At 43.3% G+C, this 23,501-nt stretch carries 21 protein-coding genes and 2 tRNA genes; 15 read left to right on the forward strand and 8 right to left on the reverse strand.

Translation table 11 applies throughout. The features are described 5' to 3' along the window. Positions 1–112: 112 nt before the first annotated feature. Complete coding sequence (gene rsmH / locus EI162_RS06600; protein ID WP_318779295.1) at positions 113–1,282, reverse strand: 16S rRNA (cytosine(1402)-N(4))-methyltransferase RsmH; 1,170 nt, start codon at positions 1,280–1,282, stop codon at positions 113–115. Between the two features lie 258 nt (positions 1,283–1,540). On the opposite strand from rsmH, the gene gltX reads away from it, so the two are divergent. The 6 genes from gltX (at position 1,541) to EI162_RS06630 (ending at position 5,396) form a co-directional block, all read left to right on the forward strand. Beyond that, positions 1,541–3,067 carry a glutamate--tRNA ligase gene (gene gltX / locus EI162_RS06605; RefSeq protein WP_192523591.1) on the forward strand — a complete coding sequence of 509 codons (1,527 nt, stop codon included), beginning with the start codon at positions 1,541–1,543 and terminating at the stop codon, positions 3,065–3,067. A 137-nt stretch (positions 3,068–3,204) separates the two neighbouring features. Continuing rightward, a complete protein-coding gene (locus EI162_RS06610; protein WP_192523592.1) occupies positions 3,205–3,582 on the forward strand; it encodes a hypothetical protein in 378 nt (125 codons plus the stop codon). A 122-nt stretch (positions 3,583–3,704) separates the two neighbouring features. Continuing rightward, positions 3,705–3,780, forward strand: a tRNA-Ala gene (locus tag EI162_RS06615). Positions 3,781–3,938: 158 nt separating this feature from the next. Beyond that, positions 3,939–4,014: transfer RNA gene (locus EI162_RS06620), tRNA-Glu, on the forward strand. A 237-nt stretch (positions 4,015–4,251) separates the two neighbouring features. After that, positions 4,252–4,905, forward strand: a complete 654-nt coding sequence (locus EI162_RS06625; protein ID WP_192523593.1) for a LysE family translocator — start codon at positions 4,252–4,254, stop codon at positions 4,903–4,905. Positions 4,906–5,045: 140 nt separating this feature from the next. Next, on the forward strand, positions 5,046–5,396 hold the full coding sequence (locus tag EI162_RS06630; RefSeq protein WP_192523594.1) for a glutaredoxin family protein: 351 nt from the start codon (positions 5,046–5,048) through the stop codon (positions 5,394–5,396). 151 nt (positions 5,397–5,547) lie between these two features. Here the strand turns inward: EI162_RS06630 and EI162_RS06635 are convergent, their stop codons facing one another. Together EI162_RS06635 and EI162_RS06640 are read right to left on the reverse strand one after the other, a co-directional pair. Further along, a complete protein-coding gene (locus EI162_RS06635; RefSeq protein ID WP_192523595.1) occupies positions 5,548–8,391 on the reverse strand; it encodes an aconitate hydratase in 2,844 nt (947 codons plus the stop codon). 302 nt (positions 8,392–8,693) lie between these two features. Beyond that, entirely contained in the window at positions 8,694–9,713 is a 1,020-nt protein-coding gene (locus tag EI162_RS06640; RefSeq protein ID WP_192523596.1) for a DUF3025 domain-containing protein, read from the reverse strand. A 114-nt stretch (positions 9,714–9,827) separates the two neighbouring features. Here EI162_RS06640 and EI162_RS06645 point away from each other — a divergent pair, with 114 nt between their 5' ends. Both EI162_RS06645 and EI162_RS06650 read left to right on the forward strand, forming a co-directional pair. Continuing rightward, complete coding sequence (locus EI162_RS06645) at positions 9,828–10,544, forward strand: metal-dependent hydrolase (RefSeq protein WP_192523597.1); 717 nt, start codon at positions 9,828–9,830, stop codon at positions 10,542–10,544. Positions 10,545–10,759: 215 nt separating this feature from the next. Continuing rightward, positions 10,760–11,266 carry a YchJ family protein gene (locus EI162_RS06650; protein WP_192523598.1) on the forward strand — a complete coding sequence of 169 codons (507 nt, stop codon included), beginning with the start codon at positions 10,760–10,762 and terminating at the stop codon, positions 11,264–11,266. A 3-nt stretch (positions 11,267–11,269) separates the two neighbouring features. Here EI162_RS06650 and EI162_RS06655 read toward each other — a convergent pair whose 3' ends face one another. From EI162_RS06655 to EI162_RS06675, 5 genes are all read right to left on the reverse strand, one after another. Then, a complete protein-coding gene (locus EI162_RS06655; protein ID WP_192523599.1) occupies positions 11,270–11,734 on the reverse strand; it encodes a type II toxin-antitoxin system VapC family toxin in 465 nt (154 codons plus the stop codon). Then, complete coding sequence (locus EI162_RS06660) at positions 11,734–12,900, reverse strand: AAA family ATPase (RefSeq protein ID WP_192523600.1); 1,167 nt, start codon at positions 12,898–12,900, stop codon at positions 11,734–11,736. The genes EI162_RS06655 and EI162_RS06660 overlap by 1 nt, the downstream gene beginning before the upstream one ends. A 73-nt stretch (positions 12,901–12,973) precedes the next feature. Beyond that, entirely contained in the window at positions 12,974–13,885 is a 912-nt protein-coding gene (locus EI162_RS06665; RefSeq protein WP_192523601.1) for a class II glutamine amidotransferase, read from the reverse strand. Continuing rightward, entirely contained in the window at positions 13,886–14,146 is a 261-nt protein-coding gene (locus EI162_RS06670; protein WP_192523602.1) for a hypothetical protein, read from the reverse strand. Between the two features lie 46 nt (positions 14,147–14,192). Further along, entirely contained in the window at positions 14,193–15,425 is a 1,233-nt protein-coding gene (locus EI162_RS06675) for a homoserine kinase (RefSeq protein WP_192523603.1), read from the reverse strand. Between the two features lie 190 nt (positions 15,426–15,615). On the opposite strand from EI162_RS06675, the gene hisF reads away from it, so the two are divergent. The 7 genes from hisF to glmS all read left to right on the forward strand — a co-directional run bounded on the left by hisF (position 15,616) and on the right by glmS (position 23,481). Continuing rightward, a complete protein-coding gene (gene hisF, locus EI162_RS06680) occupies positions 15,616–16,398 on the forward strand; it encodes an imidazole glycerol phosphate synthase subunit HisF (RefSeq protein ID WP_192523604.1) in 783 nt (260 codons plus the stop codon). A gap of 205 nt (positions 16,399–16,603) precedes the next feature. After that, positions 16,604–17,125, forward strand: a complete 522-nt coding sequence (ribE, locus tag EI162_RS06685) for a 6,7-dimethyl-8-ribityllumazine synthase (RefSeq protein ID WP_225735177.1) — start codon at positions 16,604–16,606, stop codon at positions 17,123–17,125. Between the two features lie 252 nt (positions 17,126–17,377). Continuing rightward, complete coding sequence (gene nusB, locus EI162_RS06690) at positions 17,378–18,295, forward strand: transcription antitermination factor NusB (protein WP_192523605.1); 918 nt, start codon at positions 17,378–17,380, stop codon at positions 18,293–18,295. Between the two features lie 2 nt (positions 18,296–18,297). Next, on the forward strand, positions 18,298–19,338 hold the full coding sequence (thiL, locus tag EI162_RS06695) for a thiamine-phosphate kinase (protein ID WP_192523606.1): 1,041 nt from the start codon (positions 18,298–18,300) through the stop codon (positions 19,336–19,338). Positions 19,339–19,341: 3 nt separating this feature from the next. Beyond that, a complete protein-coding gene (locus tag EI162_RS06700; protein ID WP_192523607.1) occupies positions 19,342–19,920 on the forward strand; it encodes a phosphatidylglycerophosphatase A in 579 nt (192 codons plus the stop codon). Positions 19,921–20,078: 158 nt separating this feature from the next. Continuing rightward, positions 20,079–21,455, forward strand: coding sequence for a bifunctional UDP-N-acetylglucosamine diphosphorylase/glucosamine-1-phosphate N-acetyltransferase GlmU (gene glmU, locus EI162_RS06705; protein ID WP_192523608.1), 1,377 nt, complete (start codon positions 20,079–20,081; stop codon positions 21,453–21,455). A 181-nt stretch (positions 21,456–21,636) separates the two neighbouring features. After that, positions 21,637–23,481, forward strand: coding sequence for a glutamine--fructose-6-phosphate transaminase (isomerizing) (gene glmS, locus EI162_RS06710; protein WP_192523609.1), 1,845 nt, complete (start codon positions 21,637–21,639; stop codon positions 23,479–23,481). Positions 23,482–23,501: the final 20 nt, after the last annotated feature.

A 23,501-nucleotide genomic window follows, 5' to 3' on the forward strand; every position in this document is an offset into this window, starting at 1 on the left:
TTCTCGCTTGTGTCTTTATCTGGCTGCCGCTGATTTGAATTCTATACAGCCCCTAACAGAAACCGATTAAAAGTATCTACTTAAGATTATTGCGGTAAAAGCCTTCTCATTCTTATGACTCAACATTAGGCAGATAATCGATATCCGTGCGCGTTGCCATGCGTAACCACGCGCTACGCGAACGGGGGTTATGACTTATCTCTGCCTTGCTAGGCCCAACGCGTTTGGGCTTACTGAAATAACGTGGGCGCTTAGGCGGCATTGGCAAATTCTCATCTTCTGGATATTGCCCTTTGCTATGACGCTGCAAAAACTGTTTAATACGGCGGTCTTCTAACGAGTGAAAGCTAATCACGGCCAGCTGTCCACCTGACTTTAAAATTGGAATGCTTTGTTCTAAAAAGTCATCGACATCGCCAAGCTCATTATTAATAAAAATTCGCATGGCCTGAAAGCTTTGGGTAGCTGGATGCTTACCGCGTTGCCAGTTTGGATGCGCGACTTTTATCACTTCTGCCAGCTCAAGCGTGGAGTCATAACTGTCCATCTGTTTAATAGCGCGCGCAATCCGGCGACTATGGCGCTCTTCACCGAACTCATAGAGCACATTGGCTAAAGTTTCATCATCGACCTTTTCCAGCCACTCAGCAACTGACTGTCCACGGCTGGTATCCATGCGCATATCAACTGCACCATCGCGCATAAAGCTAAAACCACGACTGCCGTCATCAATCTGCGGTGATGAAATACCCAAATCTGCCATCAAACCGTCAATTTGCATGATACCCATCGCCGCTAGACTATCGGTCAACGTCGCAAAACTATCATGAACTACTTTTACGCGGCTATCTATACTCGCAAGCTCTTGAGCCACACCAATGGCTGTTGGGTCTTTATCAAAGACAATCAATGTTGCATCATCGGCAAGTTGACTTAATAATAAACGGCTATGACCCCCGCGCCCAAAAGTTGCATCGACGTAGATGCCACTCATTTGTAAACGCTTCTGGCTGTCACTGCTTTGTTCGTCACTGTCTGTTTGCCTTGGTAACGACTTGACACCCAATACCGCGGCAACCGCCTCTTGTAATAATACCGCATCATGAACAAAGCTTAACGCATCAGAGGTCGGTTGTTCTGTCGCAGATTCCTGAGCAGGTTTATTGTCAGAAGCGCTTTCTACAGCAGACGGAATGACCATTGACTCAGAATCATCAGTGGCTGAAGAAGGATTTACTTTAGGATTTGGCGTATTTTTTGGCTTATTATTCAATTTGGACACAAACAACTCAGTAAATGATGACCATTTTGGCCAGTAATAGTAAAAAATCAGATGAAAATAAACAAGTTACAACTTGCCTAACATTATTATCGCAAGGTTACACGGGTAGTCAAGCGCTAGAAGGGCATTTCGTTAAAAATATCCCCTCTTCTGTTATACTAGCGCTATATTTTACGCTATTTTTCAACGTTGACTGCGATTGTTTCAACCGTATTTTTTATTGCCATTTTCCAACGATAACCATATTCTGAGATTTCTATGACACAAATATCTACTACTAACCGCACGCGCCCTGTACGTACTCGCATTGCGCCATCGCCTACGGGCTTTCCTCACGTGGGCACCGCTTATATTGCGCTATTTAATTTAGCCTTTGCTAAAGCTCATGGCGGCGAATTTATTTTACGTATCGAGGACACGGATCAGACACGCTCGACCGAACAATCTGAAAAAATGATTTTGGATGCGCTGCGTTGGGTCGGTCTTGATTGGGCAGAAGGTCCAGACATCGGTGGACCGCATGCGCCATACCGTCAAAGCGAGCGTAGTAACATTTATAAAAAACACGCTGAGCAGCTGATAGAAAACGACCATGCGTTTCGTTGTTTCTGTAGCAGTGAAGAGCTAGATGCGATGCGTGCTGAACAAATGGCCAATGGCGAAACGCCGCGTTACGATGGCCGCTGCGCCCATTTAGCTCCAGAGAAAACAGAGCAATTAATCGCTGAGGGCAAGCCACACGTGATTCGTATGCGCGTGCCAACCGAAGGTAACTGTCAGGTGCATGACATGCTACGCGGCACAGTTGAGATTCCTTGGACGCAAGTCGATATGCAGGTGCTGCTAAAAACTGACGGTATGCCCACTTATCATTTAGCCAACGTCGTTGATGACCATTTGATGGACATCAGTCACGTCATGCGCGGTGAAGAGTGGCTTAACTCTGCGCCGAAACACCAGCTACTTTATGAGTATTTTGGTTGGGAGATGCCAGTATTGTGCCACATGCCATTACTGCGTAACCCAGATAAATCAAAATTGTCTAAACGTAAAAACCCAACTTCTATCACCTACTATCGTGATGCTGGCGTGCTACCTGAAGCCTTGCTTAATTACCTTGGTCGTATGGGCTACTCAATGCCTGATGAAGCTGAGCAATTTACCTTGGATGAGATGATTGCCAGCTTTGATATTCAGCGCGTGTCACTTGGCGGTCCTATCTTCGATATCGAAAAGCTTAATTGGCTCAATGCTGAGTGGCTACGCGAGCTGACGCCTGAACAGCTAAAGAATAAAATCCTCGACTGGGCCAGTGACAGCGATAAATTAACTGCTATCGCCGCCGCTATTCAACCTCGTATCGAGTTGCTGTCTGATGCGGTTAATTGGAGTGGCTTTTACTTCCAAAACTTACCTGATATCAATGCCGAAAGCTTTACCCATAAATCACTCGCCCCTGAGCAAATTATTGAGATGCTACAACTGGCATTGTGGCAGCTAGAAACCTTGCCAACATGGTCAGAAGAAAATATCTACGCCACACTAAAAGGCCTTGCCGCGCATCTCGATATCAAGATGCGTGATTTTATGGCACCGTTCTTTATCGCTATCGCTGGTAGCACCTCATCGACGCCAGTCATGAACTCGATGGCTATTATTGGCGCGGACATGACCCTAACACGCTTGCGTCATGCGGTTGACGTATTAGGCGGTTTGGGTAAAAAGAAACTTAAAAAGCTTGAGAAACAAGCAGCAACGTTGCCAGATTTCTTAGCTACTGAATAATTCTTAACTTGTTAATTAACAACATGATTAGAAAGTAAAAAAAAGGGGTCAGGCTAATACTGCCCCCTTTTACGTTACTCCTAGCATTTTCATAATGATACTGATTGTTTATTGAATACATAAAACAGGAAATAAATATGGCCGCCAAAACCGTCACCATAGAAAGTAAAGATCATGTCTTTAACACACTAAAAGAAGCACAGAAATACTATGGAGCAATCGTAAAAGAGCTTTATGACGCAAAGCTCACTCTGACCACAGGTCAGGACTTTGAAGATTTAAAATGGATATACAGCACCTATTGCCAATATACAAAACATAAGCTAGATCGGTTAGATGCGTGCAACATAATTGGCTTTAAGGGTATCAGCACAGTACAACAAAAGGGCGGACAATATATCCCCACTGAGTGTTGCGCAGTACTTTTCTCCGATGACAGCTCTAATGATACGGAAGAAGAGTTTTTCACTGATAAAGCCATTAAAGAGATCGCCCTTAAGCAAAATCCACGTTAATTTAGAATCATAACGAAGATAAAATAGATTTAAATGCTTTTTTTAGTAGTTTTATCAATTATTTTGAAAATAGCAGTTGACAAGACTGCCGCACTTACATAAAATACGCACACTCTTAGCGAGGGGCTATAGCTCAGTTGGTAGAGCACTTGCATGGCATGCAAGGGGTCAACGGTTCGACTCCGTTTAGCTCCACCATACTATTTATCATAAAGCTCAGTTTACTGAAACTTGAAAATAAATACTCGCTAGTAGAACGATATCAGCACCTAGGCACGGCTTGCTCTATTATTAATAGATAAGTTCTCTGATATTGTGAAGTACCGTTGTAACCGCTTGGTTATAACACTCTATGCGTCCCCATCGTCTAGAGGCCTAGGACACCGCCCTTTCACGGCGGTAACGGGGGTTCGAATCCCCCTGGGGACGCCACTATTCGGCGTTACTTATTAGCACTTTTGCTTAGCACCTTTAAACATTAGATTAGACTAATAAGCGAACAATAAAAAAGCCCAGTCATCATACGGTGACTGGGCTTTTTTATGTCTGTTATTTCCGAAAACGGCTATTAATGCTGTATAAGCCATCAGGAATATTGATAACATGTAGAAGCTCTCTAGCTCTCTATAACATAAGAACAATTAAGGCTATCACAAGGAAGTATTGGCTATGTTTGGTATTGAAAATTATCTAGGGTTTATCATGGCAGCCATTTTGTTAAACCTAACCCCTGGCACCGATAGCATGTATATCATCACCCGTAGCATCTCACACGGTCGCCAAGCAGGGTTTTATTCCGTACTAGGTATTATCTCAGGTATTTTAGTGCATACCTTGTTGGCAGCGCTGGGCTTGTCCATTATATTGGCCAACTCCCCACTGGCATTTATGATCGTCAAATACATTGGTGCCAGTTACTTGTGCTATTTGGGCGTCAAAATGCTAATGGCTAAACAGCAGCCCTTGATAGCCAGTCATTTGCAAGAAAATGGAAAACCGGCACCTACTAAGTCTTTAGATCATTGGCAAATATACAAACAAGGCTTACTAACCAATACCTTTAATCCAAAAGTCGCTTTATTTTTCTTGGCATTCTTTCCGCAGTTTATCGACGCCAGTTATGCTTATAGCATGTTGTCATTTATCGTTTTGGGATTGACCTTTGCTATTACTGGCTTTATATGGTGCTTTTGTTTGGCGCTATTGGCATCGAAATTCAGTGAAAACCTAAGAAAAAATCCATCTATCGAGGTCGTTTTAAATAAGATAAGCGGTGTGGTGTTTATTGGTTTGGGAATTAAGCTGTTGACTGAAAAAGGTTGAATGTTTTCTTAGTTTTTTAAAGCCTGTATATAGAGCACTCTGCCCTATTCATTTCGAGCAGCGATTAGACTTCATGTTTTAACCCCACTATACTCACTGCCAATGAATCAGCTTAAAAACAGGGATAAACAGGTAGTTCTATGACTTTTTTAAAAATATTCTCAGCAATTCTCGGTATCACTGTATTAATAGGCTCTATTTACCTCATCAATGATAGTACGGTTACTGTTGACTCTGTTGCCTGTGACGTCTCTAATGATAATGACATTGTTTTATACGGTGCTGTCTGGTGCCCATATTGCGAGCAGACTAGACAGTTGCTCGCCTCGCACAATGTTGACTATTGCGAATACGATATCGAGCGCTCTGCTGAGGGCTTTCGACAATACGAAAGCCTAGGCGGTGGCGGTGTGCCTCTGCTGTTATTTAATGATGAAGTGATTCGAGGCTACAATAAACCTGCTATTGAGTTACAGGTGAAAAACCAGTAAAGCACCTCATGATATAGACAACTATTCGATGGACGGCACGTCGATTGCCAAGCCTAAAATTTGCATTATAAAAGTCTCGCTTAAACACAAAAAGCCCAATCCCTTATTTTACTGGGATTGGGCTTCTTTTTATACTCAGTCTACTTAACCATTATGCAGCGTTTTTACTGTCCGCAGCTAACTGACGTAGCACATAGTGCAATACACCGCCGTGACGCACGTATTCACGCTCTTTTGGGGTCTGCAAACCAACGTTGACCTCAAAGCTTTCGCTTGAGCCATCAGCACGAGTAGCGGTAACTTTAGCCGTTTTGCTTTCGCCATTGTCGAGACCAGTGATACTCATGACTTCTGAACCATCGAGCTTATAGGTTTCAGCGTTTTCGCCCTCTTTAAAGGTCAATGGCAGTACGCCCATGCCAACTAGGTTCGAGCGGTGAATACGCTCAAACGAGCTGGTCAACACTGCTTTTACACCTAGCAAAATAGTTCCTTTGGCTGCCCAATCACGGCTAGAGCCAGAGCCATATTCTGCACCGCCAAGCACCACTAGCGGACGCTTGTCTTCTTTATACTTCATCGCCGCATCATAGATAGCCATCTCTTTACCGTCTTCAAGCTTGTCATTATCGCCTGCGAAGTAATAAGTATAGCCACCCTCTTTACCACCCATCATAGTATTTTTGATACGGATATTGGCAAAGGTGCCGCGTGTCATGACTGCATCGTTACCACGGCGTGAGCCATAGCTGTTGAAGTCGGCTTCCATCACACCACGCTCTTGCAAGTATTTACCTGCAGGAGAATCTGCATCGATATTACCCGCTGGTGAGATGTGGTCAGTAGTGATCGAATCACCGAATAGACCTAAGATACGTGCGCCTTCGATATCGAGGATACCTTCTGGCTCCATAGTCATACCATCAAAGAACGGTGGGTTTTTGATATAAGTAGATTCTTCGTCCCAAGGATATAATTGACTATCAGCTGAGCTAATGGCGTTCCATGCTGCACTACCGTCAAATACTTCACCGTAGTTTTTGCGGAACATCTCTGCATCGATATTATTGGCAATCAGCTCATTGATTTCATCCGACGTTGGCCAGATGTCTTTAAGATAGACATCATTACCGTCTTGATCTTGTCCGAGTGGATGGGTGGTCAAATCAATATCGACCGTACCTGCCAGCGCATAAGCGACAACCAATGGTGGTGAAGCCAAATAACTGGCCTTGACGTGCGAGTGGATACGACCTTCAAAGTTACGGTTACCTGATAGTACCGCCGCAGCAACTAGATCATTATCTTCGATGCCTTTTTCGATCGACTCTAACAGTGGCCCTGAGTTACCGATACAGGTGGTACAACCATAACCCACTAAGTAAAAGCCTGTTTTTTCTAACTCATCCATTAGCTTGGTTTTTTCAAGGTAATCAGTAACGACTTTTGAACCAGGCGCTAATGACGTTTTGACCCAAGGCTTGGCCTTTAGACCTTTCGCAGCGGCTTTTTTCGCCACCAAACCTGCACCAATCATCACCGCAGGGTTTGAGGTGTTGGTACAAGAAGTAATCGCAGCAATGACCACTGCACCATCACGCAGCTTATGCTCATCCTCATCTATATTAACGGTAGAAAAAGCACTGTGTTCAGCATGTCTCACATCATTGACGTCAAACGGGGTATTTTCTGCAGCATTATTAGGTTTCGCCGCTAGTCTTTCTGCTTGCTCTTGCTCACCGCCTTCTTCGTCAAAACGCTCTTTGCCTTTTATTTCTGACTTACGATCCTTAGTCATTTTCTCTAGCGTTTCACCAAACTTGTCGTACATATCTGATAGATTAATACGCTGTTGTGGCAAGTTAGGACCAGCAAGCGCTGGTTGTACTGATGATAAATCCAACTCTAGCTTACTTGAATAAGTCGCAGCTGGCATATCAGCATCGTGCCATAGACCTTGCGCTTTGGCATATTTTTCGACCAGTTTAATTTGCGCTTCGTCACGTCCAGATAGGCGCAGATAATCAATCGCCATTTGGTCAATTGGGAAGATACCGCAAGTCGCACCATACTCTGGCGACATATTGGCAATCGTGGCACGATCCGCTAACGGCATGCTGTGCAAACCTTCGCCGAAGAATTCGACGAATTTACCAACGACACCATGGGCACGTAACATCTCAACCACACGCAATACTAAATCCGTCGCGGTGACGCCTTCCGTTAGCTTGCCAGTCAGCTCAAAACCAACCACTTGTGGAATCAGCATCGATGACGGTTGACCCAGCATTGCGGCTTCGGCTTCGATACCGCCTACACCCCAACCGAGTACACCAATACCATTAATCATCGTGGTGTGACTGTCCGTACCGAATACCGTATCAGGATATGCCGTCAGTTCACCATCGACATCAGCAGCCATCACCACACGTGCTAAATACTCAAGGTTTACCTGATGCACAATACCAGTGGCTGGTGGGACGACAACGAAGTTTTTAAACGCATTGCGACCCCAATGCAAGAATTCATAACGCTCATTGTTACGCTTAAATTCAATTTTCTCATTCAAATCTAGCGCGTCTTCACGGCCATAAGCGTCAACCTGCACGGAATGGTCAACGACCAATTCACTAGGAATAAACGGATTAATTTGCTCGGCTTTACCGCCCAGCTCAACGACCGCATCGCGCATGGCTGCTAAATCCACCACTGATGGTACGCCTGTGAAATCTTGCAACACAACACGCGCTGGCATGAAGGCAATTTCTTTTGATGATTCTGCGCCCGCATCCCAATTAGCCACGGCTTCGATATGGTTTTTGCCGACAGACTGGCCATCATCTTCATTACGTAATAGATTCTCTAAGACGATTTTCATGCAGAATGGCAGTTTATTGATGTTCTCATAGGTTTCAGCCAACTTTGGCAGGCTATAATAGGCATGTTCCTTGCCATCAACCGAGATAGTGTCTTTTACATTAAAAATATCACTCATGGTAGCTTCCTTATCTACATTTTGAAATTTAAGTAGAGATTGTTATGAATTTATCGTTATAACAGGTGGCTAAATGCTTGTTTTTTATCGTGGTATTTATTGTTCGTTTTTACTTTTTTTACTTAAAAGATTTACTCTTAAATTTATTAAAAAATAAGTATAATCAGTTCAGCTATCAACCGCGTCCTCTTACCATAGCAAACCTAGGCTGCTTTGTTAACAACCAGACGTTGACAAATCGTGGCACAATCGTAAACGCGACAATGGTTTAGGAGTTGATTGACAGGTACTTTAATTCTACCTTAACTTTTATTTTTTTGGCGACGGCCACTACGAAAAACTTGGCTGTCATCATAAAAACTAGGATTGGCATTTTCAGCCCAAAAGTGCGGCACTCCCAAAATCGGCAATGGCGACAGTTTACGCGGCGTGACATCATGTCGTGACAATAATATATCCATATAGTCAGCGACTTGATTATCCAAATACTGCATACGCTGAGACAATGATAAAGCAAAGAAATCTTGCGTTACATTTATCACGATACTATGCGCACATAACGGCTTACGTGGCTGTAGGAGCTTTTCTAGCAATGCATGACCAAAAATATAAACCGCCGCCTTAGCATTATTTTTATCGTCTGCGCTTATTTGTTTCGGATTATCCCACTGCGCACGTGGCGCAACCAAGCTCGTTTGCCAATCAAAATCAATCAGTGCTTCACCGATGCTCGGTTCGGCTGTCACCAGTATCGCCCCATTCTCATCAAATACGGTGATGGTATCGCGAACACGCCCCCGACTACCACCAATGCCTTGCTCTGCGATTTCGAGCATATGATAGTAGTTGAGCAGCGCTTTGGTCTTTGGAAAAGTAAGCCAAATACTGCCATTAAATAAATCATGCAAATTATCACGCGTCGGAATATTGCCAGTGGTGCCGATAAAACTCTCGTACGCCTCACCTTCTGGCAGCGCATTTTGCGAGACAAATTCTAAAGTTTTAGCTTGATTGTTTAGCGTAGGTTTGGTGGTTGGCAGTTCTATTTGCGTGTGGCTACTTTGCTGGTTGAATGCTTTGTTTAATACACCAGCGATTACATCTATTGATGGACCGTCATACGCCGCATTGTTCTTTTGTTCATTTAGCGTACTCATGCCTTTAACGGCCTCGCTGATATCTTTTAATTGATTTAAATGACGCAGCCACGGTGCTTGCCAGTCAATTTGAGCAAAGATTTTATCAAGCTTACCATCAGACATGGGCAAACTATTCGAATCAGCATAGAAATGGGGTTTGATGGGTAGATCACTGGCAGTCATAGCAATTATCTCTGTTAGACGTATGGCCGCTCTATGGTATCATGGTGCGCTTTTTTACTGCTAGACAAGCGGCTCGAAATGAACGTTTCGCACGCTATTTATTGATGAGTTTTTATGGCCAATTTTAACACCCACTTGAATGTCGCTTTTATGGCGAGTGGTACGCTGAGTTTGACAGTTTACAAAGCAGGATTGATTGATGATTCAGGGTTTTTGATGTGTGTGGCGCTCGGCACTATTGGTGGGCTGCTACCTGATTTGGATTCTGATAATTCGACGCCGATTAAGCTTGGTTTTAATGTCATCTCGTTTGTTTTTGCCTTTGGTCTGGTGATGCATTGGCGCAGCGAGCTAAGTTTATTGGCGCTAATAGTGTTATGGCTGGCAGGTTATGGCTTTATGCGCTATGTGGCGTTCTCCATGTTTACCAAAATGACTGTGCATCGCGGCGTGATTCATTCTGTGCCTTATATGGCGATATTAGGTTTGGGTTTGACTTATATAAGCTATTACGGTTTGCGTTTACCGTTAACGATTAGCTGGTTTTATGGCCTGTTTTTATTTGGCGGCGCGGTGGTACACTTGGCATTGGACGAGCTATATAGCGTTAATTTATCCAATATGACCATGAAACGCTCGTCTGGTACAGCGATGAAGTTTTATCAGCATAAAGACAAATGGTGGTATCTGCTCCTATATACCATTCTTATTTTATTGATATATTTTGCCCCGCCCTTTGAGTCTTTTTGGTCGCAGCTACGTGATCCAGCACCTTGGGCAAAGCTTAAAATTGGCCTATGGCCAGAATTGATAAAAAACTGGCTGAATTAAAATCTGTAAAACTACTAGGGCGTGTCCTCAATCTAAACGATAATACCTAAATGGGCTGAAAATGGCTAAATTTTGCTAAACATCGTCAAATAGTTGGCTAATATCCCGATATTATCTGCACTATTTTCCTTGTTTAACTGCAATTTAACTTATTTTTATCACCATTTTTAAAATGAGGACACGCCCTAAAAAACAAATAATCACTCGAGTAAATAATGTCAACCTCCATGCAAACATGCCCCTGCCAAATCAATCCAACATCAGACAATTTAAGCACGCTGTTAGCTTATAAAGATTGCTGCCAGCCTTATCATGATGGCATTAATAAAGCAGACACTGCGGAGCGTTTAATGCGCACGCGCTATAGTGCATTTGTCTTGGTAAAACCAGATTATATTGTAGCGACTACTGTGCCAGCTCAGCAAAATTTTCTTGATATAAAGGCAATTGAGAGTTGGGCAAGAGAGACAGATTGGGCAGGATTAGAAATTGTCGCGCATACGCCAAAGCTGGGTAAACGCCATGCGCAAGTTGATTTTAAGGCTTATTTTAATACGCCCGACGGAACGCAGGCTCATCAAGAGTTATCTAGCTTCGTGAAGGTAAATGAGCGTTGGTACTTTTTAGATCCGACTGTTTCAATGTCTGTCACACAGAAACAGCCGTGTATTTGCGGCTCGGGTGAGAAGTTTAAGCGCTGTTGTGGGGTGTACTTGAGTTAGAAACTAAATTAGTTTTCCTTCGTAAAGAGTATATAGCTTCTCAAGCTGCGGCAAGTGCTTGTCATTAGATAGCAATTCTATATCATTAACCTTAGCCGTAGCAAAATGAAATATATCAAACTGACGTTTATCAATATTTTTATTGACATTATTTTCGTTGGCAATAAATTTATCTAGTCGGTATAAGTCAGCAGCTAAATCTGCGACATCTTGACTGATATCTAAAGTGGTGAGCATGTTCATCACTTTAACATATCTTTTAACCTCGTCATCTCCTTTCTTCCATAAAAAGTATCTTAGAAACTCATAACGGATGAGTGGTGTGATGACTACTTCGACGTTATTTGAAGCTATTTCAGCACGTAAGGTCTTTAATTTTTGCAAAAGATTAGCGTCATTTTCGTCAACCTTATCCTCTAGTAAATAAATTAAATAATTGGCATCAAGCAATAGTTCTCTTTCACTCATCATTGCCCTGCCTCTAGTTGTTTAATTTTTTCATCTAATAAACTGATAAGCATCTGCTTTGCTTCTGCTTGCTGTGGCGCATTATCTCGCGCTAACTTAAGCTGATTAATATCAATATCAAAAGCATCTTTTAACAAGTCTATAAATGCGGCATTATTAGGATGATTTATCAGTTCCGTTTTTACTACGCCATCTGCTTTATCACGGTATAACTCATAAGCTTCGCCATGTTGTAATTGGCTCAAAACAATTGCGGAGTGAGTAGTGATATAAAAGGTAGTATTAGGGAATAGACGTTTCAAGGTAGGAATAATAGTCGCTTGCCATTTGGTATGAAGATGGCTTTCTATTTCATCAATGAAGACCACCCCTTTGACATGAGCGATATTGGTTTCATTAGTGAAATAACTGTAACCTGCGATAATGGACTGCATGATTTTTAGTATTGAGGCAAAGCCACTAGAAAGCTCGGATAATTCAGTTTTTTTATCTGCAACTTTAATGAATACGCGATTGTTGCCTGAGATTTCAAGAAAGCTTGCATCAATGCGTTTGTCAATTTTACTAAGTAAGTCAAATAAAGTTTTAATCTCTATTTCTCTATTGTCTTCTACAGACTGATATGGATTCGCAGATCGAGCACGTTGAATAATCCATTTTTCAATATCTGTATCCATATTTAAATCTTTTAGACCCGTACTTTCGACTCCTGTTATTAACCTATCTAAGTAGCTAGACTTCCTTTCTTCTTTTACGCCAATACCATCAAAATTATCGCGAGAAATCGAACTATTATACTCAGAACCATCTCTTATATAACCTCTACTTTGTGCTCCTACAAAATTTATAGGGAGATTATGATAATTTGTCCCAAAAAAAACTTTTTCAAAGTCGTAGTAGTTACCAGTAGGTGGTTTAAGAGCTTGGCTAGATAAATTAGATATGTAGCTTGTAAACGGGAAATGTCTTTCAGGAAAAACAGCGTAATCACCAGATAAGAAGTCATTATTGTGTACTAGGTATGAAATAAACAAAGCTTCTAAACACTTGGTTTTACCAATACCATTTTCACCAATCAGACAATACACTCTTTGGTCAGGTAGAAAACTAAGATGTACATCACCGACACCTATTAGCTGTTTTATTTGAATGTCATTGCCTAACATGGCTTCACCTAATTTTTATTAAACTATTAATTTCATAGTGGAACAACCAATTTAAAAATACAAGCCAACCATCCTAAACACTCGCCCCAACTGACCTTGCCACCGCAATCCCTTCCTCAATCGTTAAAAACTTACGCTGGCTTGGGCTGTCTTTATAAATGACATCTCCATCTTGAAATATTAAGCATTCATTGACCGCTAATTGCTGCCATTTTTCATTCTCAGTCAATGGTACGGTCACTAAAATGGTCACTTTATCGGTATCTGTGGTGACGTCACCAAAGTTAATCGCCAAATCATCATCAGCCAACTTCGCCTCACCAAACGGCGCTTGGCGCGTCAGATAAAACAATAAGCTGCCCGCATAAGCCAATTGCCAGCTACCATTCGATATCAGGCAGTTAAACAAGCCGTTGGCGGATAAATAACGACATTGGGTGGTCAAAAAATTAAACAGCGTTTGGTCATCAGGACGAGTTTTAAAGCTACTTTTTAGGCGATTAACCAGATAGCAAAACGCCATTTCAGAATCGGTTGAACCAACTGGCTGACAGTGTGAAGCATTACCATTATCTTGCAGACGCTGACAGCGTTTGATAAATTCGCTGTTCATCTGTCCGTTATGGGCAAATACCCACTGCTCGCCCCAGACTTCACGAGTGAACGGATGGGTGTTTGCCAAGCAATTTTGCCCTTGGGTCGCTTTACGAATATGAGCAATGACGTTCATGGCTTTAATCGGATAATTATTGACCAAATCAGCCACTGGCGATAAATGGCTTGGTTTATTATCATGGAACAGACGCAAACCAGTAGAGGCATTGCTCTTATCGTTATCCACATTGGCGCATTCGCTACGCTCAAAAAAGGCTATACCAAAACCATCTTCATGGCTGTCGGTCATACCGCCGCGACGACGAAACCCTGCAAAGCTAAAACCAATATCGGTTGGGGTATTACAGTTCATTCCTAAGAGTTGACACATTTATAAAGTACCACCGTTATTGTCGTTTGGTTCAGGCAAACTTGCCGCGTCCTTATCGATACTATCCAAAATTTTCTGAGCGTGTGCCAAATCGGTATCTTGAACCCACAGCACAATCCCAGAATTCATACCCGGCATCGCACTTAGCGGTTGCAGCGAAACGCTTATGTCGTTATTGCGCAGTAAATTGGCATGCAGCTCGCCTTGTATATTGGTGTCGTAGCGTGCCAGTTTGTGCCAGTTATCAACTTGATCGGTCATGATAAATTCCTTTTAAATATGTATAAATATGACTCGCTGCTATATTCTAGTTGCAACCGAATCCTGATGACCAGTTAATTTGGTTTAATGGATAAGCATCGATATGAAAGCCGTTTGGATAGTCTTTAAAGCCAGGTTGAGATTTTAATTGCTCAATAGCGGCTTGCGCCTGCTGTTCTGTCGCAAACACACCGATTAATTTAAAATCTTCGACATCGCCGTTTTTATCATCGCCCTTATAGCGTGCATGCTCAAGCATAAATACCGTATTTTGCACTTTTTCAACATGTGACCAATGATAAGAGGCAAGACGTTTCATTAAGTCAGGATTTTTGACCATGATATTATCGCCAGTACGCCCTTCGGTACGGTTGTAATGGATAACGTTAAGACGTAGCAGCCAAAAAATCACCGCCGCTTTTGCTAGCATTACCGGTAAAGCGCGTTTTTCATCTTCACCAAGCGCGCGTTTCGATTCATAACCTTGCAAGAAAGCCGCCATTTTACTGCGATCAAAATTAACCGACTCGCCTTGTTCCGCATCGCCCCACGTGGTACAGAAATCATTAATGGTAATAGCAATATCCATCACATAATGCTCGACGCTGACTTCGGTAAAGTCTAACAATCCGGTCAAACGCTCTTCGCCTTTTTGCAGATTCCACAAGGTGTTATCGGCAAACATATCTAAATGACATAAGCCTTTTGGTAAAGTCGCCAGTGGCAAATCGGTATAAGATTGCCAGATATCACTCATCAGCTTGGCTTCATCACCTGGCATAAACTGAATTTCACGGTCGCGCACATCGCTCCATGGATATAGAGGCACACCGTATTGCTCAGCTGGCTGTAGCTGTTTTAACGTTTCATGCAATACTGCCAGCGACGCGCCTATCTCATGACACATCGCTTGTGTGGTTTGCTGTGGATGCGCGCCAGCCAAACAGGGCACCACGGTAATCGCTTTATTATCATAATGAATAACGTAGCGTTTATCAGCATCAGCGGCTAAATCAATCAGTGCCAACGGCGCGGCAACCGGTAACTTACCATCCAACTGGTTTAAGATAACCGCCATTTTTTCAATATCTTCCGGTGGACGCTCTTCAAATAAAGTAAATACATAAGAGTGCGCGCCATCTACATCGTCAGTCGTCTGAATAAACCAGTTTGAGTTTTTGATACCTTGGGTAATCGGTATGGCTCGCGCAAACGATACGCCAAAACGTTGGCAAAAGGTGGCAAATTGGTCATCGGTTAACTGGGTATAGACGGACATGACATCTCACTTATGGCAATTGAATAAGAAGTTAAATAGCAGAAATTTAGGTGCTAATGACAGTAATTGTACCGCGCAAGAGCAAACTTTGGCTAAAAGCATAATAATCTTGCGAAAACCTGCCTGATATGGTGGTGATTTTGCTAGACTAGCGCTTAAAGAATGAATTGATTATAAGGTGAAAGGCCCTATGTTAGCAAAGCGTATCATCCCTTGTTTGGACGTTGATAACGGACGCGTGGTCAAAGGCGTGCAATTTGTCGATATTAAAGACGCTGGTGACCCAGTCGAAGTCGCCAAGCGCTACAACGAGCAAGGCGCCGATGAGATTACCTTTTTAGACATTACTGCCACCAATGATGAGCGCGATACCACTTATCATACCGTTGAACGTATGGCAGAGACGGTATTTGTGCCATTAACCGTCGGCGGTGGTGTGCGTAAAATCGCTGATATCCGTAACTTGCTCAATGCTGGTGCCGATAAAGTCGCGATCAATTCGGCAGCGGTATTTACCCCTGAATTCGTCGGTGAAGCGGCGCAGAAATTTGGCAATCAATGTATCGTTGTGGCTATCGATGCCAAACGCGTCGATGATGTCACTGTTGATGGCATTATTATGCCACGTTGGGAGATTTTTACCCACGGTGGTCGTAAGCCTACTGGTATCGATGCCGTTGCTTGGGCAAGCAAAATGGCCGAACTTGGCGCTGGCGAGTTATTGGTCACCTCGATGGATGGCGATGGCACCAAAAAAGGCTATGACTTGGCGTTGATGAAGCAAATTACCAGCCAAGTAAATGTGCCTGTCATTGCTTCAGGCGGTGTTGGTAACCTACAGCATTTAGCCGAAGGCGTATTAGAAGGCGGCGTCGATGCAGTACTTGCCGCCAGTATTTTTCACTTTGGCGAATATACTGTTCAAGAGGCCAAAGAATATATGGCAGCACAAGGTATACAAATGCGCTTATAACCCCTTTGTAAAATGCAAATGCAGCTGCAAAAAATGTTATCATAGTGCTAACTGCTTATTATCATTTGGTTTTCGTTCATTTAACTGCTTATTTATCTGATTATTAGTCCGTTAAATGAGTGGTTTGAACCTAGCAATATATTTATATTCCTAATACTTAGATTCTTATACTTCTATTAATAGCCCATTCGGCAAAGGATTTTTTATGTCAAATTTACAACAGCAGCGCAGTGCCGTGACCCATATCGATGGTAACTTACATCAAAACGAAAACGTGCGTATTGGTATCGTCGTCGCTCGCTTTAACGGTTTTGTCGTTGAATCATTGGTTGACGGCGCGATTGATGCGTTACTGCGTCATGGCGTTTTAGGCAGCAATATCACCGTGATTCGTGTACCGGGTGCGTTTGAGTTGCCATTAGTTGCCCAGCGCGCTGCTGAATCGGATCGCTTTGATGCTATCGTTGCGCTAGGTGCGATTATTCGTGGTAGCACACCACATTTTGACTTTGTCGCTAGCGAATCTGCAAAAGGCTTAAGCAGTGTTGCAACTGACTATAATATCCCTGTCGCAAACGGCGTATTGACTACCGACAGCATCGAGCAAGCAATCGAACGTGCAGGTACTAAAGCTGGTAACAAAGGCTCAGAAGCGGCGATGGTTGTATTAGAGATGCTTGCCGTTTTATCACAGTTAGATATTGAAGACGATAGCGACGACGCTTAATTTTTTATTAATTAATAGTCATTAATGGCCAATCGTATTGATTCGCCTGTTAACTTAGCCTATTAATTTAGCATATTGATATTATTATTTCTTATTTAAGTTGGGGCGATGGTTATGACTATGGCTCCAATAAACGTATTATAAGTACTTAAAACTGATTGGCAACATTTGCCAACCGACCACTATTTAACATTTTATTTTAAAACTTATTATCTTAAAACTTATTACTTTAGAATTAGGTATAGACCCCTTATGACTGATCAACTCAAGCGCGCTATTAGCGCGGCGAAAACTGCCCAAACCAATGATAAACAAGCTGAAGCCACGCGCATCGCGAGCAGCAGTGCGGGTGATCAAACCTTCGATATGAGTGAGTCTTCTTACAAGACCAGTCACACCGCTGTGCGTAAGGCGCGACGCTTTGCTATGCAAGGGCTATACGAATGGCTGGTGACTGACCGCCGCTTCGACGCCAATGGCAAGCTTGGCTGGAAAGACAATGCCCCGCACGATATCGCTGCCCGTACGCGCGCCACCAATGCCATGCATACCGTCCATATCGGTTATTATCACGAAATGATGCGCGATATTCCAGAACAGATTGAGGCGCTAGATACGCTTATTAGCCAGCATCTCGATCGTGAAATCGACAAGCTTGATACTGTTGAACACGCCATTCTATTGATTGGCGCTTATGAGCTACAAAATCGCTTAGAGATTCCGTATAAAGTCGTGCTTGATGAAGCGATGAAATTGAACAATCATTTTGGTGCCACTGATGCGCATAAATTGATTAATGCCGTCCTTGATAGAATGGCCGTTGAGCTGCGTGCTACTGAAGTAGAAGCAGACACCAAAGCCAATTTACGCACCTCACAAAAAGTGGCCGCTAAACCTGTAGTAAACACGGATACTGCCACCAACACAGAAACCACTAAAGATAGCGCAGAAGAACAGCCTACCGCTTCAAACAAGACACGTATTAGTGCCAATAATGCCAGCGTCAAACGCAATAGCGCCAGTAAAGCCAGCGCAAATATTAGTGATTATAAAGCAAGCAAGCTGAGCAACGCTAAGAACAATGCTCAAACTGAGGCTCAGTTTGAGGCTCAAATCGACGCTAAGAACACTGCTGAAACAGATTCTAACGATGCAAACAGCCAAGACTAATTATGAATGAATTTGAGCTGATTGAGCGTATATTTTCCCAAATGCAAGCGGCACAGTCATTGTCCAGCAGTGTCGATAAAGGCAGTGTCGAAAAAGGGATTGGTGATGATGCAGCAGTCATGGCCTTGCCTGCAGGGTCGCGCTTGGTTAGCTGTATCGATACCCTGGTTCAAGGTCGACACTTTAGTGCCGATTGGGAACAAGTTAATAAACTGGCTTTTGCCATTGGTTATAAAGCCGTGGCGGTTAATGTCTCAGATATTGCCGCCATGGGCGCAACTCCGCATAGTATTTTACTGGCACTAGCATTACCTAAACGCTTGGTAAATGAGCAATGGTTAGGCGAATTCGCTAAAGGTTTATTTCATGCTTGTAAATTATTTGGCGTGACTCTTATTGGTGGGGATACGACGCGTAATGACAGTTTAGTATTAAGTGTCAGCGCTCAAGGGTTGCTTGATGCAGACACGCCAGCCGTCTATCGCTCAGGTGCACAAGTCGGTGATAAAATATACGTATCAGGGTCACTTGGTGATGCTGCTTATGCGCTACAGCATCCTGATAATGAACAAGGCGCAGAGTTAGCCCATCGATTGCACATGCCAACCCCGCGTATTACATTAGGTGCAGCATTGGCAAAAATCGGTGTAAGCTCAATGATAGACATCTCCGATGGTCTCTATCAAGATCTTGGGCATATCTGTCAGCAAAGCCGCGTCGGTATGCGTATCAATCTGGAGCAGCTGCCTACCAGCAGGCCTTTGGCAAGCGTTGATTTAACCGAACGCTTGTTATGTCAGCTAGCAGGTGGTGATGATTATGAATTGGCTTTTACCTTGCCTGCTAATATCGAACCTCCTACAAGCAATACCCCAGTAACCTGTATTGGTGAAGTGACTGCATCAACAAATACTGTAACTAAAGATAGCAATGCAAATATACGTCCTGAGCTTTATTATCAAGGACAGCCTGTCACCCCGACCCATCCCGCACCGTTTTCTACTTGGCCCAATCTTACGGGTTACCAACATTTTGCAGGTTAATTCATGAGCGATCACGACCTCTCTAAGCCCGATATCCGTAAAGCCAACGACTGCCCACCCCTACCAGCAAATGCTACTACGCTTGACCGTGTGGTTTATTGGCTCGGTCTCGGTTTAGGCAGTGGCCTACCCCGCCGTGCTCCTGGTACTTGGGGCACAGTTGGCGGCTTAATCGTTGCCGTACCATTGTTAAGCTTGGGCTTTGTGCCGTTTTTGATCATCACCCTGTTATCCTGCATCTTTGGGGTTTGGATATGTGGACGCACTTCTGAGCTAATGGGCGGGCATGATAATCCGCATATTGTTTGGGATGAGTGGGCTGGTATGTGGCTTACCCTACTGCCATTATCCTATATGGGTGTCGCTAACGACAATTTTTGGCAAACGATAACGCAACCGTCTTTTATGAGTGCGCACATTATCGCGTTTATATTGTTTCGGTTTTTTGACATTATTAAGCCACCGCCAATTGGCTGGGCCGACAAAAAAGTCGCTGGCGGTCTAGGTATTATGTTAGACGATATTATTGCTGGAGTAATGGCAGCCGTTGTTTGGATAGTTATTTATATTGTTGTTTTTTGATGATTAGGTGATGTTAAATATTTGATCATGGTACTGACAGTTATTTATAACGTTATTTTCTAGGCTAAAATTACAAAGATGTCACGACATACCATTTTGGTTAAATGCTCATTTGCGTTATAATTCAAAATTATATTTTGTTACATTTGTAGGCTATTATGACATCTCCTCTTTCGGTAATTATTCTCGCGGCTGGCAAAGGTACGCGCATGCAATCGGCTAAACCAAAGGTGCTGCAGACACTGGCTGGCAAGTCGCTATTAAGTCACGTCCTTGACACTTGCCATCAATTAACCGTTGATGAAACCATCATCGTTCATGGTTTTGGTGGTGAGCAGGTAAAATCAGAAATCACCAACCAGTATGCACAATCATCAATTACTTGGATCGCTCAAACTGAGCAATTAGGCACTGGACACGCAGTACAAGTGACTTTGGCAGATTTACCAAAAGAAGGACAAAGCCTGATTTTGTATGGCGATGTACCACTGGTCAGTTGCCAGACTTTAGCAGCGTTGAAATCCGCTAATACTAACGGTATGTCTATGTTGACACTGACAGTAGATAATCCTTTTGGTCTCGGGCGTATCAAACGTGACCAAGCAGGTAATATCGAAGCCATCGTCGAACAAAAAGATGCCAGCGCCGATGAGCAACTGATTCAAGAAATTAACAGTGGTATTTATTGCGTTGACAACGCCCTACTGCATAAGTACTTACCAAAACTGTCTAACGACAATGCCCAGCAAGAATATTATCTGACTGATATCGTCAAAATGGCCGTCGCTGAAGATATTAATATTATTGCGATTGAGCCTGAGCACACCTTTGAAATTGAAGGCGTCAATAACCGCCAACAACTTGCCAGCTTAGAGCGTACATGGCAGGGAAAATTGGTCGCTGACTTACAAGAAGCTGGCGTACAGTTTGCTGATCCGACTCGTGTTGATATCCGTGGCACGCTGCGCGCTGGTCAAGACGTCTTCGTTGATGTCGGTGTGGTGTTCGAGGGCGATTGCGTATTGGGTGATAACGTTTATATCGAAGCGGGCTGTGTTATTAAAAACGCGAATATCGGCAACGCTTGCTATATCAAACCTTATTGTGTCATTGATCGCGCTGAAATCGGTGATGGCGTTGATATTGGACCTTTCGCGCATCTGCGTCCTGATACTATTTTATCTAATAACAGCAAAGTCGGTAATTTTGTCGAAATTAAAAAATCAACCGTTGGTCATGGCAGCAAGGTCAACCATTTGAGCTACATTGGTGATGCCACCATCGGGACAGATGTCAATGTTGGCGCGGGTACGATTACCTGTAATTATGATGGTGTCAATAAATCACAGACCATTATCGAAGACAATGCATTTATCGGCTCAAATTCTAGCTTAGTGGCACCAGTAAAAATTGGTGATACCGCTACGGTTGCCGCAGGCTCTGTGATTACAGAAGACGTTGATGCCCATGCATTGGCCTTTGGTCGCGCACGTCAAACCCAGAAAAACAACTTTCAGCGCCCGACTAAAAAATAACGGGCTCGCTGATCTTTAAGTCAATAACAAAGACTTTGAGCAAACTTAAGCAGTACGACAATGATTTGTGGTGCTGCTTATTTATATTTATAGATGAACGAAACATCATCGTGTGTTAAATCACTGAAGCAGTACCACGTGGAAACATTAAAAGTTAAAACATCAGATTTAAGGAATATCTATGTGCGGAATAGTTGGAGCAGTTGCTGAGCGTAATATCGCTAATATCTTACTTGAAGGGCTTAAGCGTTTAGAATACAGAGGCTATGATTCTGCTGGTTTGACCGTCATCCGTGATGGTGAGCTCCATCGTGAGCGTCAAGTTGGTAAAGTACAAGCGTTGGTCGATGCCGTGGCAGTGAACCCAGAGTTTTTCGATGGGCATATCGGTATTGCTCATACGCGCTGGGCGACCCATGGTGAACCTGCACAGCGTAACGCACATCCGCATGTTTCAGGCAAAATCGCTGTGGTTCATAACGGTATTGTGGAGAACTATGCCGAGCTAAAAGAAGAGCTAATGGCCAAAGGCTACGAGTTTACTTCGCAAACAGATACCGAAGTCGTCGCTCACCTCATTAACGATATCTATAAAGATACACCCGATTTATTAGAATCTGTTCGCAAGGTTATTCCGTTATTACATGGCGCATTTGCGCTTGGTGTTATCCATGTCGATTGCCCAGAAGAGTTGATAGCGGTACGTTTAGGCTCTCCGCTAGTGATTGGTGTGGGGATTGGCGAGAACTTTATCGCATCCGATCAACTGGCACTGCTACCGGTTACCAATCGCTTTATGTATCTAGAAGAAGGCGATATTGCCAAGTTGACTCGTAACAGTGTTCAGGTTTACGCTGACGGGGTCGAGGTTAAGCGTCAAATACATGAAATTGATGCCACCCAACACAATGCCGATAAAGGCGAGTTTAAGCATTATATGCTCAAAGAAATTTATGAGCAGCCAGACGCGGTCGCCCGTACCATTGAAATGGCATTAGATAAAGATGAGCCATCTAAACTGCGTGATGGTTTTTTACAGCATCATGAAGCACAATTAAAAGGCATTAAGCACGTACAAATCATTGCTTGTGGTACCAGCTACCATTCGGGTCTAATCGCAAAATATTGGTTCGAGAGTCTTATTCGCGTACCTTGTTCAGTCGAAGTCGCCAGTGAATTCCGCTATCGCAATCCGGTTGTGATCGATAACTCATTGGTCATCTGTATTTCTCAGTCTGGTGAAACCGCTGACACCTTATCTGCATTACGTGATATTCAAAAAAATACGCCAGTCGGACTGGTGAGCTTGGCGCTATGTAACGTACCAACGTCATCTTTGGTACGCGAGACTGACATATTTTTACCAACGCTTGCAGGACCCGAGATTGGCGTCGCCTCTACCAAAGCTTTTACCACTCAGCTTGCAGCTTTAATGTTATTGGTATTAAAAGTAGGCGTTACTCAGCAGCGCATGGCTGATGAAGACTTAACGACCTTAATTGATCAGTTACAACAGCTTCCGGGTCAATTGCATGCCAGCTTACACCTCGACGCGCCTATTAAAACCATGAGCGAGCATTTTGAATATAAAAAGAGCTGCTTATTCTTAGGTCGTGGTTTACAGTTCCCAATAGCGCTAGAAGGGGCGTTAAAGCTAAAAGAAATCTCTTATATTCACGCCGAAGGTTATGCAGCAGGCGAGTTAAAGCACGGTCCACTGGCCTTGGTTGATAAGGACATGCCTATCGTGGTGCTAGCGCCAAAAGACAGTATGTTTGATAAGCTCAAAGCCAACATGCAAGAAGTACATGCCCGTCACGGTGAGCTATTTGTATTCGCTAGTGAGGCTAGTAAAATGGTCGCTGAAGATAGAATGCATGTGGTCTATGTACCTGATGTTTGCGAGACGCTAGCGCCGATTGTTTATAGCATTCCAGTACAGTTATTGTCGTACCATGTGGCAGTGATGCGTGGGACGGATGTCGACCAGCCTAGAAACTTGGCAAAAAGTGTGACAGTCGAATAATATTTGTTAATTTTAAAGTG

This window comes from Psychrobacter sp. FME6 (assembly GCF_014861365.1).
GTDB lineage: Bacteria > Pseudomonadota > Gammaproteobacteria > Pseudomonadales > Moraxellaceae > Psychrobacter.

Bases quoted from the DNA above. Each gene is read 5' to 3' on its own strand.
- glmU (WP_192523608.1), top strand. From the start codon at position 20,079: ATGACATCTCCTCTTTCGGTAATTATTCTCGCGGCTGGCAAAGGTACG.
- nusB (WP_192523605.1), top strand. From the start codon at position 17,378: ATGACTGATCAACTCAAGCGCGCTATTAGCGCGGCGAAAACTGCCCAA.
- EI162_RS06665 (WP_192523601.1), bottom strand. From the start codon at position 13,885: ATGTGTCAACTCTTAGGAATGAACTGTAATACCCCAACCGATATTGGT.
- thiL (WP_192523606.1), top strand. From the start codon at position 18,298: ATGAATGAATTTGAGCTGATTGAGCGTATATTTTCCCAAATGCAAGCG.
- glmS (WP_192523609.1), top strand. From the start codon at position 21,637: ATGTGCGGAATAGTTGGAGCAGTTGCTGAGCGTAATATCGCTAATATC.
- EI162_RS06645 (WP_192523597.1), top strand. From the start codon at position 9,828: ATGGCCAATTTTAACACCCACTTGAATGTCGCTTTTATGGCGAGTGGT.
- gltX (WP_192523591.1), top strand. From the start codon at position 1,541: ATGACACAAATATCTACTACTAACCGCACGCGCCCTGTACGTACTCGC.
- EI162_RS06630 (WP_192523594.1), top strand. From the start codon at position 5,046: ATGACTTTTTTAAAAATATTCTCAGCAATTCTCGGTATCACTGTATTA.
- EI162_RS06660 (WP_192523600.1), bottom strand. From the start codon at position 12,900: ATGTTAGGCAATGACATTCAAATAAAACAGCTAATAGGTGTCGGTGAT.
- EI162_RS06675 (WP_192523603.1), bottom strand. From the start codon at position 15,425: ATGTCCGTCTATACCCAGTTAACCGATGACCAATTTGCCACCTTTTGC.
- EI162_RS06655 (WP_192523599.1), bottom strand. From the start codon at position 11,734: ATGAGTGAAAGAGAACTATTGCTTGATGCCAATTATTTAATTTATTTA.
- EI162_RS06610 (WP_192523592.1), top strand. From the start codon at position 3,205: ATGGCCGCCAAAACCGTCACCATAGAAAGTAAAGATCATGTCTTTAAC.
- EI162_RS06625 (WP_192523593.1), top strand. From the start codon at position 4,252: ATGTTTGGTATTGAAAATTATCTAGGGTTTATCATGGCAGCCATTTTG.
- hisF (WP_192523604.1), top strand. From the start codon at position 15,616: ATGTTAGCAAAGCGTATCATCCCTTGTTTGGACGTTGATAACGGACGC.
- EI162_RS06650 (WP_192523598.1), top strand. From the start codon at position 10,760: ATGTCAACCTCCATGCAAACATGCCCCTGCCAAATCAATCCAACATCA.
- EI162_RS06700 (WP_192523607.1), top strand. From the start codon at position 19,342: ATGAGCGATCACGACCTCTCTAAGCCCGATATCCGTAAAGCCAACGAC.
- EI162_RS06670 (WP_192523602.1), bottom strand. From the start codon at position 14,146: ATGACCGATCAAGTTGATAACTGGCACAAACTGGCACGCTACGACACC.
- EI162_RS06640 (WP_192523596.1), bottom strand. From the start codon at position 9,713: ATGACTGCCAGTGATCTACCCATCAAACCCCATTTCTATGCTGATTCG.
- EI162_RS06635 (WP_192523595.1), bottom strand. From the start codon at position 8,391: ATGAGTGATATTTTTAATGTAAAAGACACTATCTCGGTTGATGGCAAG.
- ribE (WP_225735177.1), top strand. From the start codon at position 16,604: ATGTCAAATTTACAACAGCAGCGCAGTGCCGTGACCCATATCGATGGT.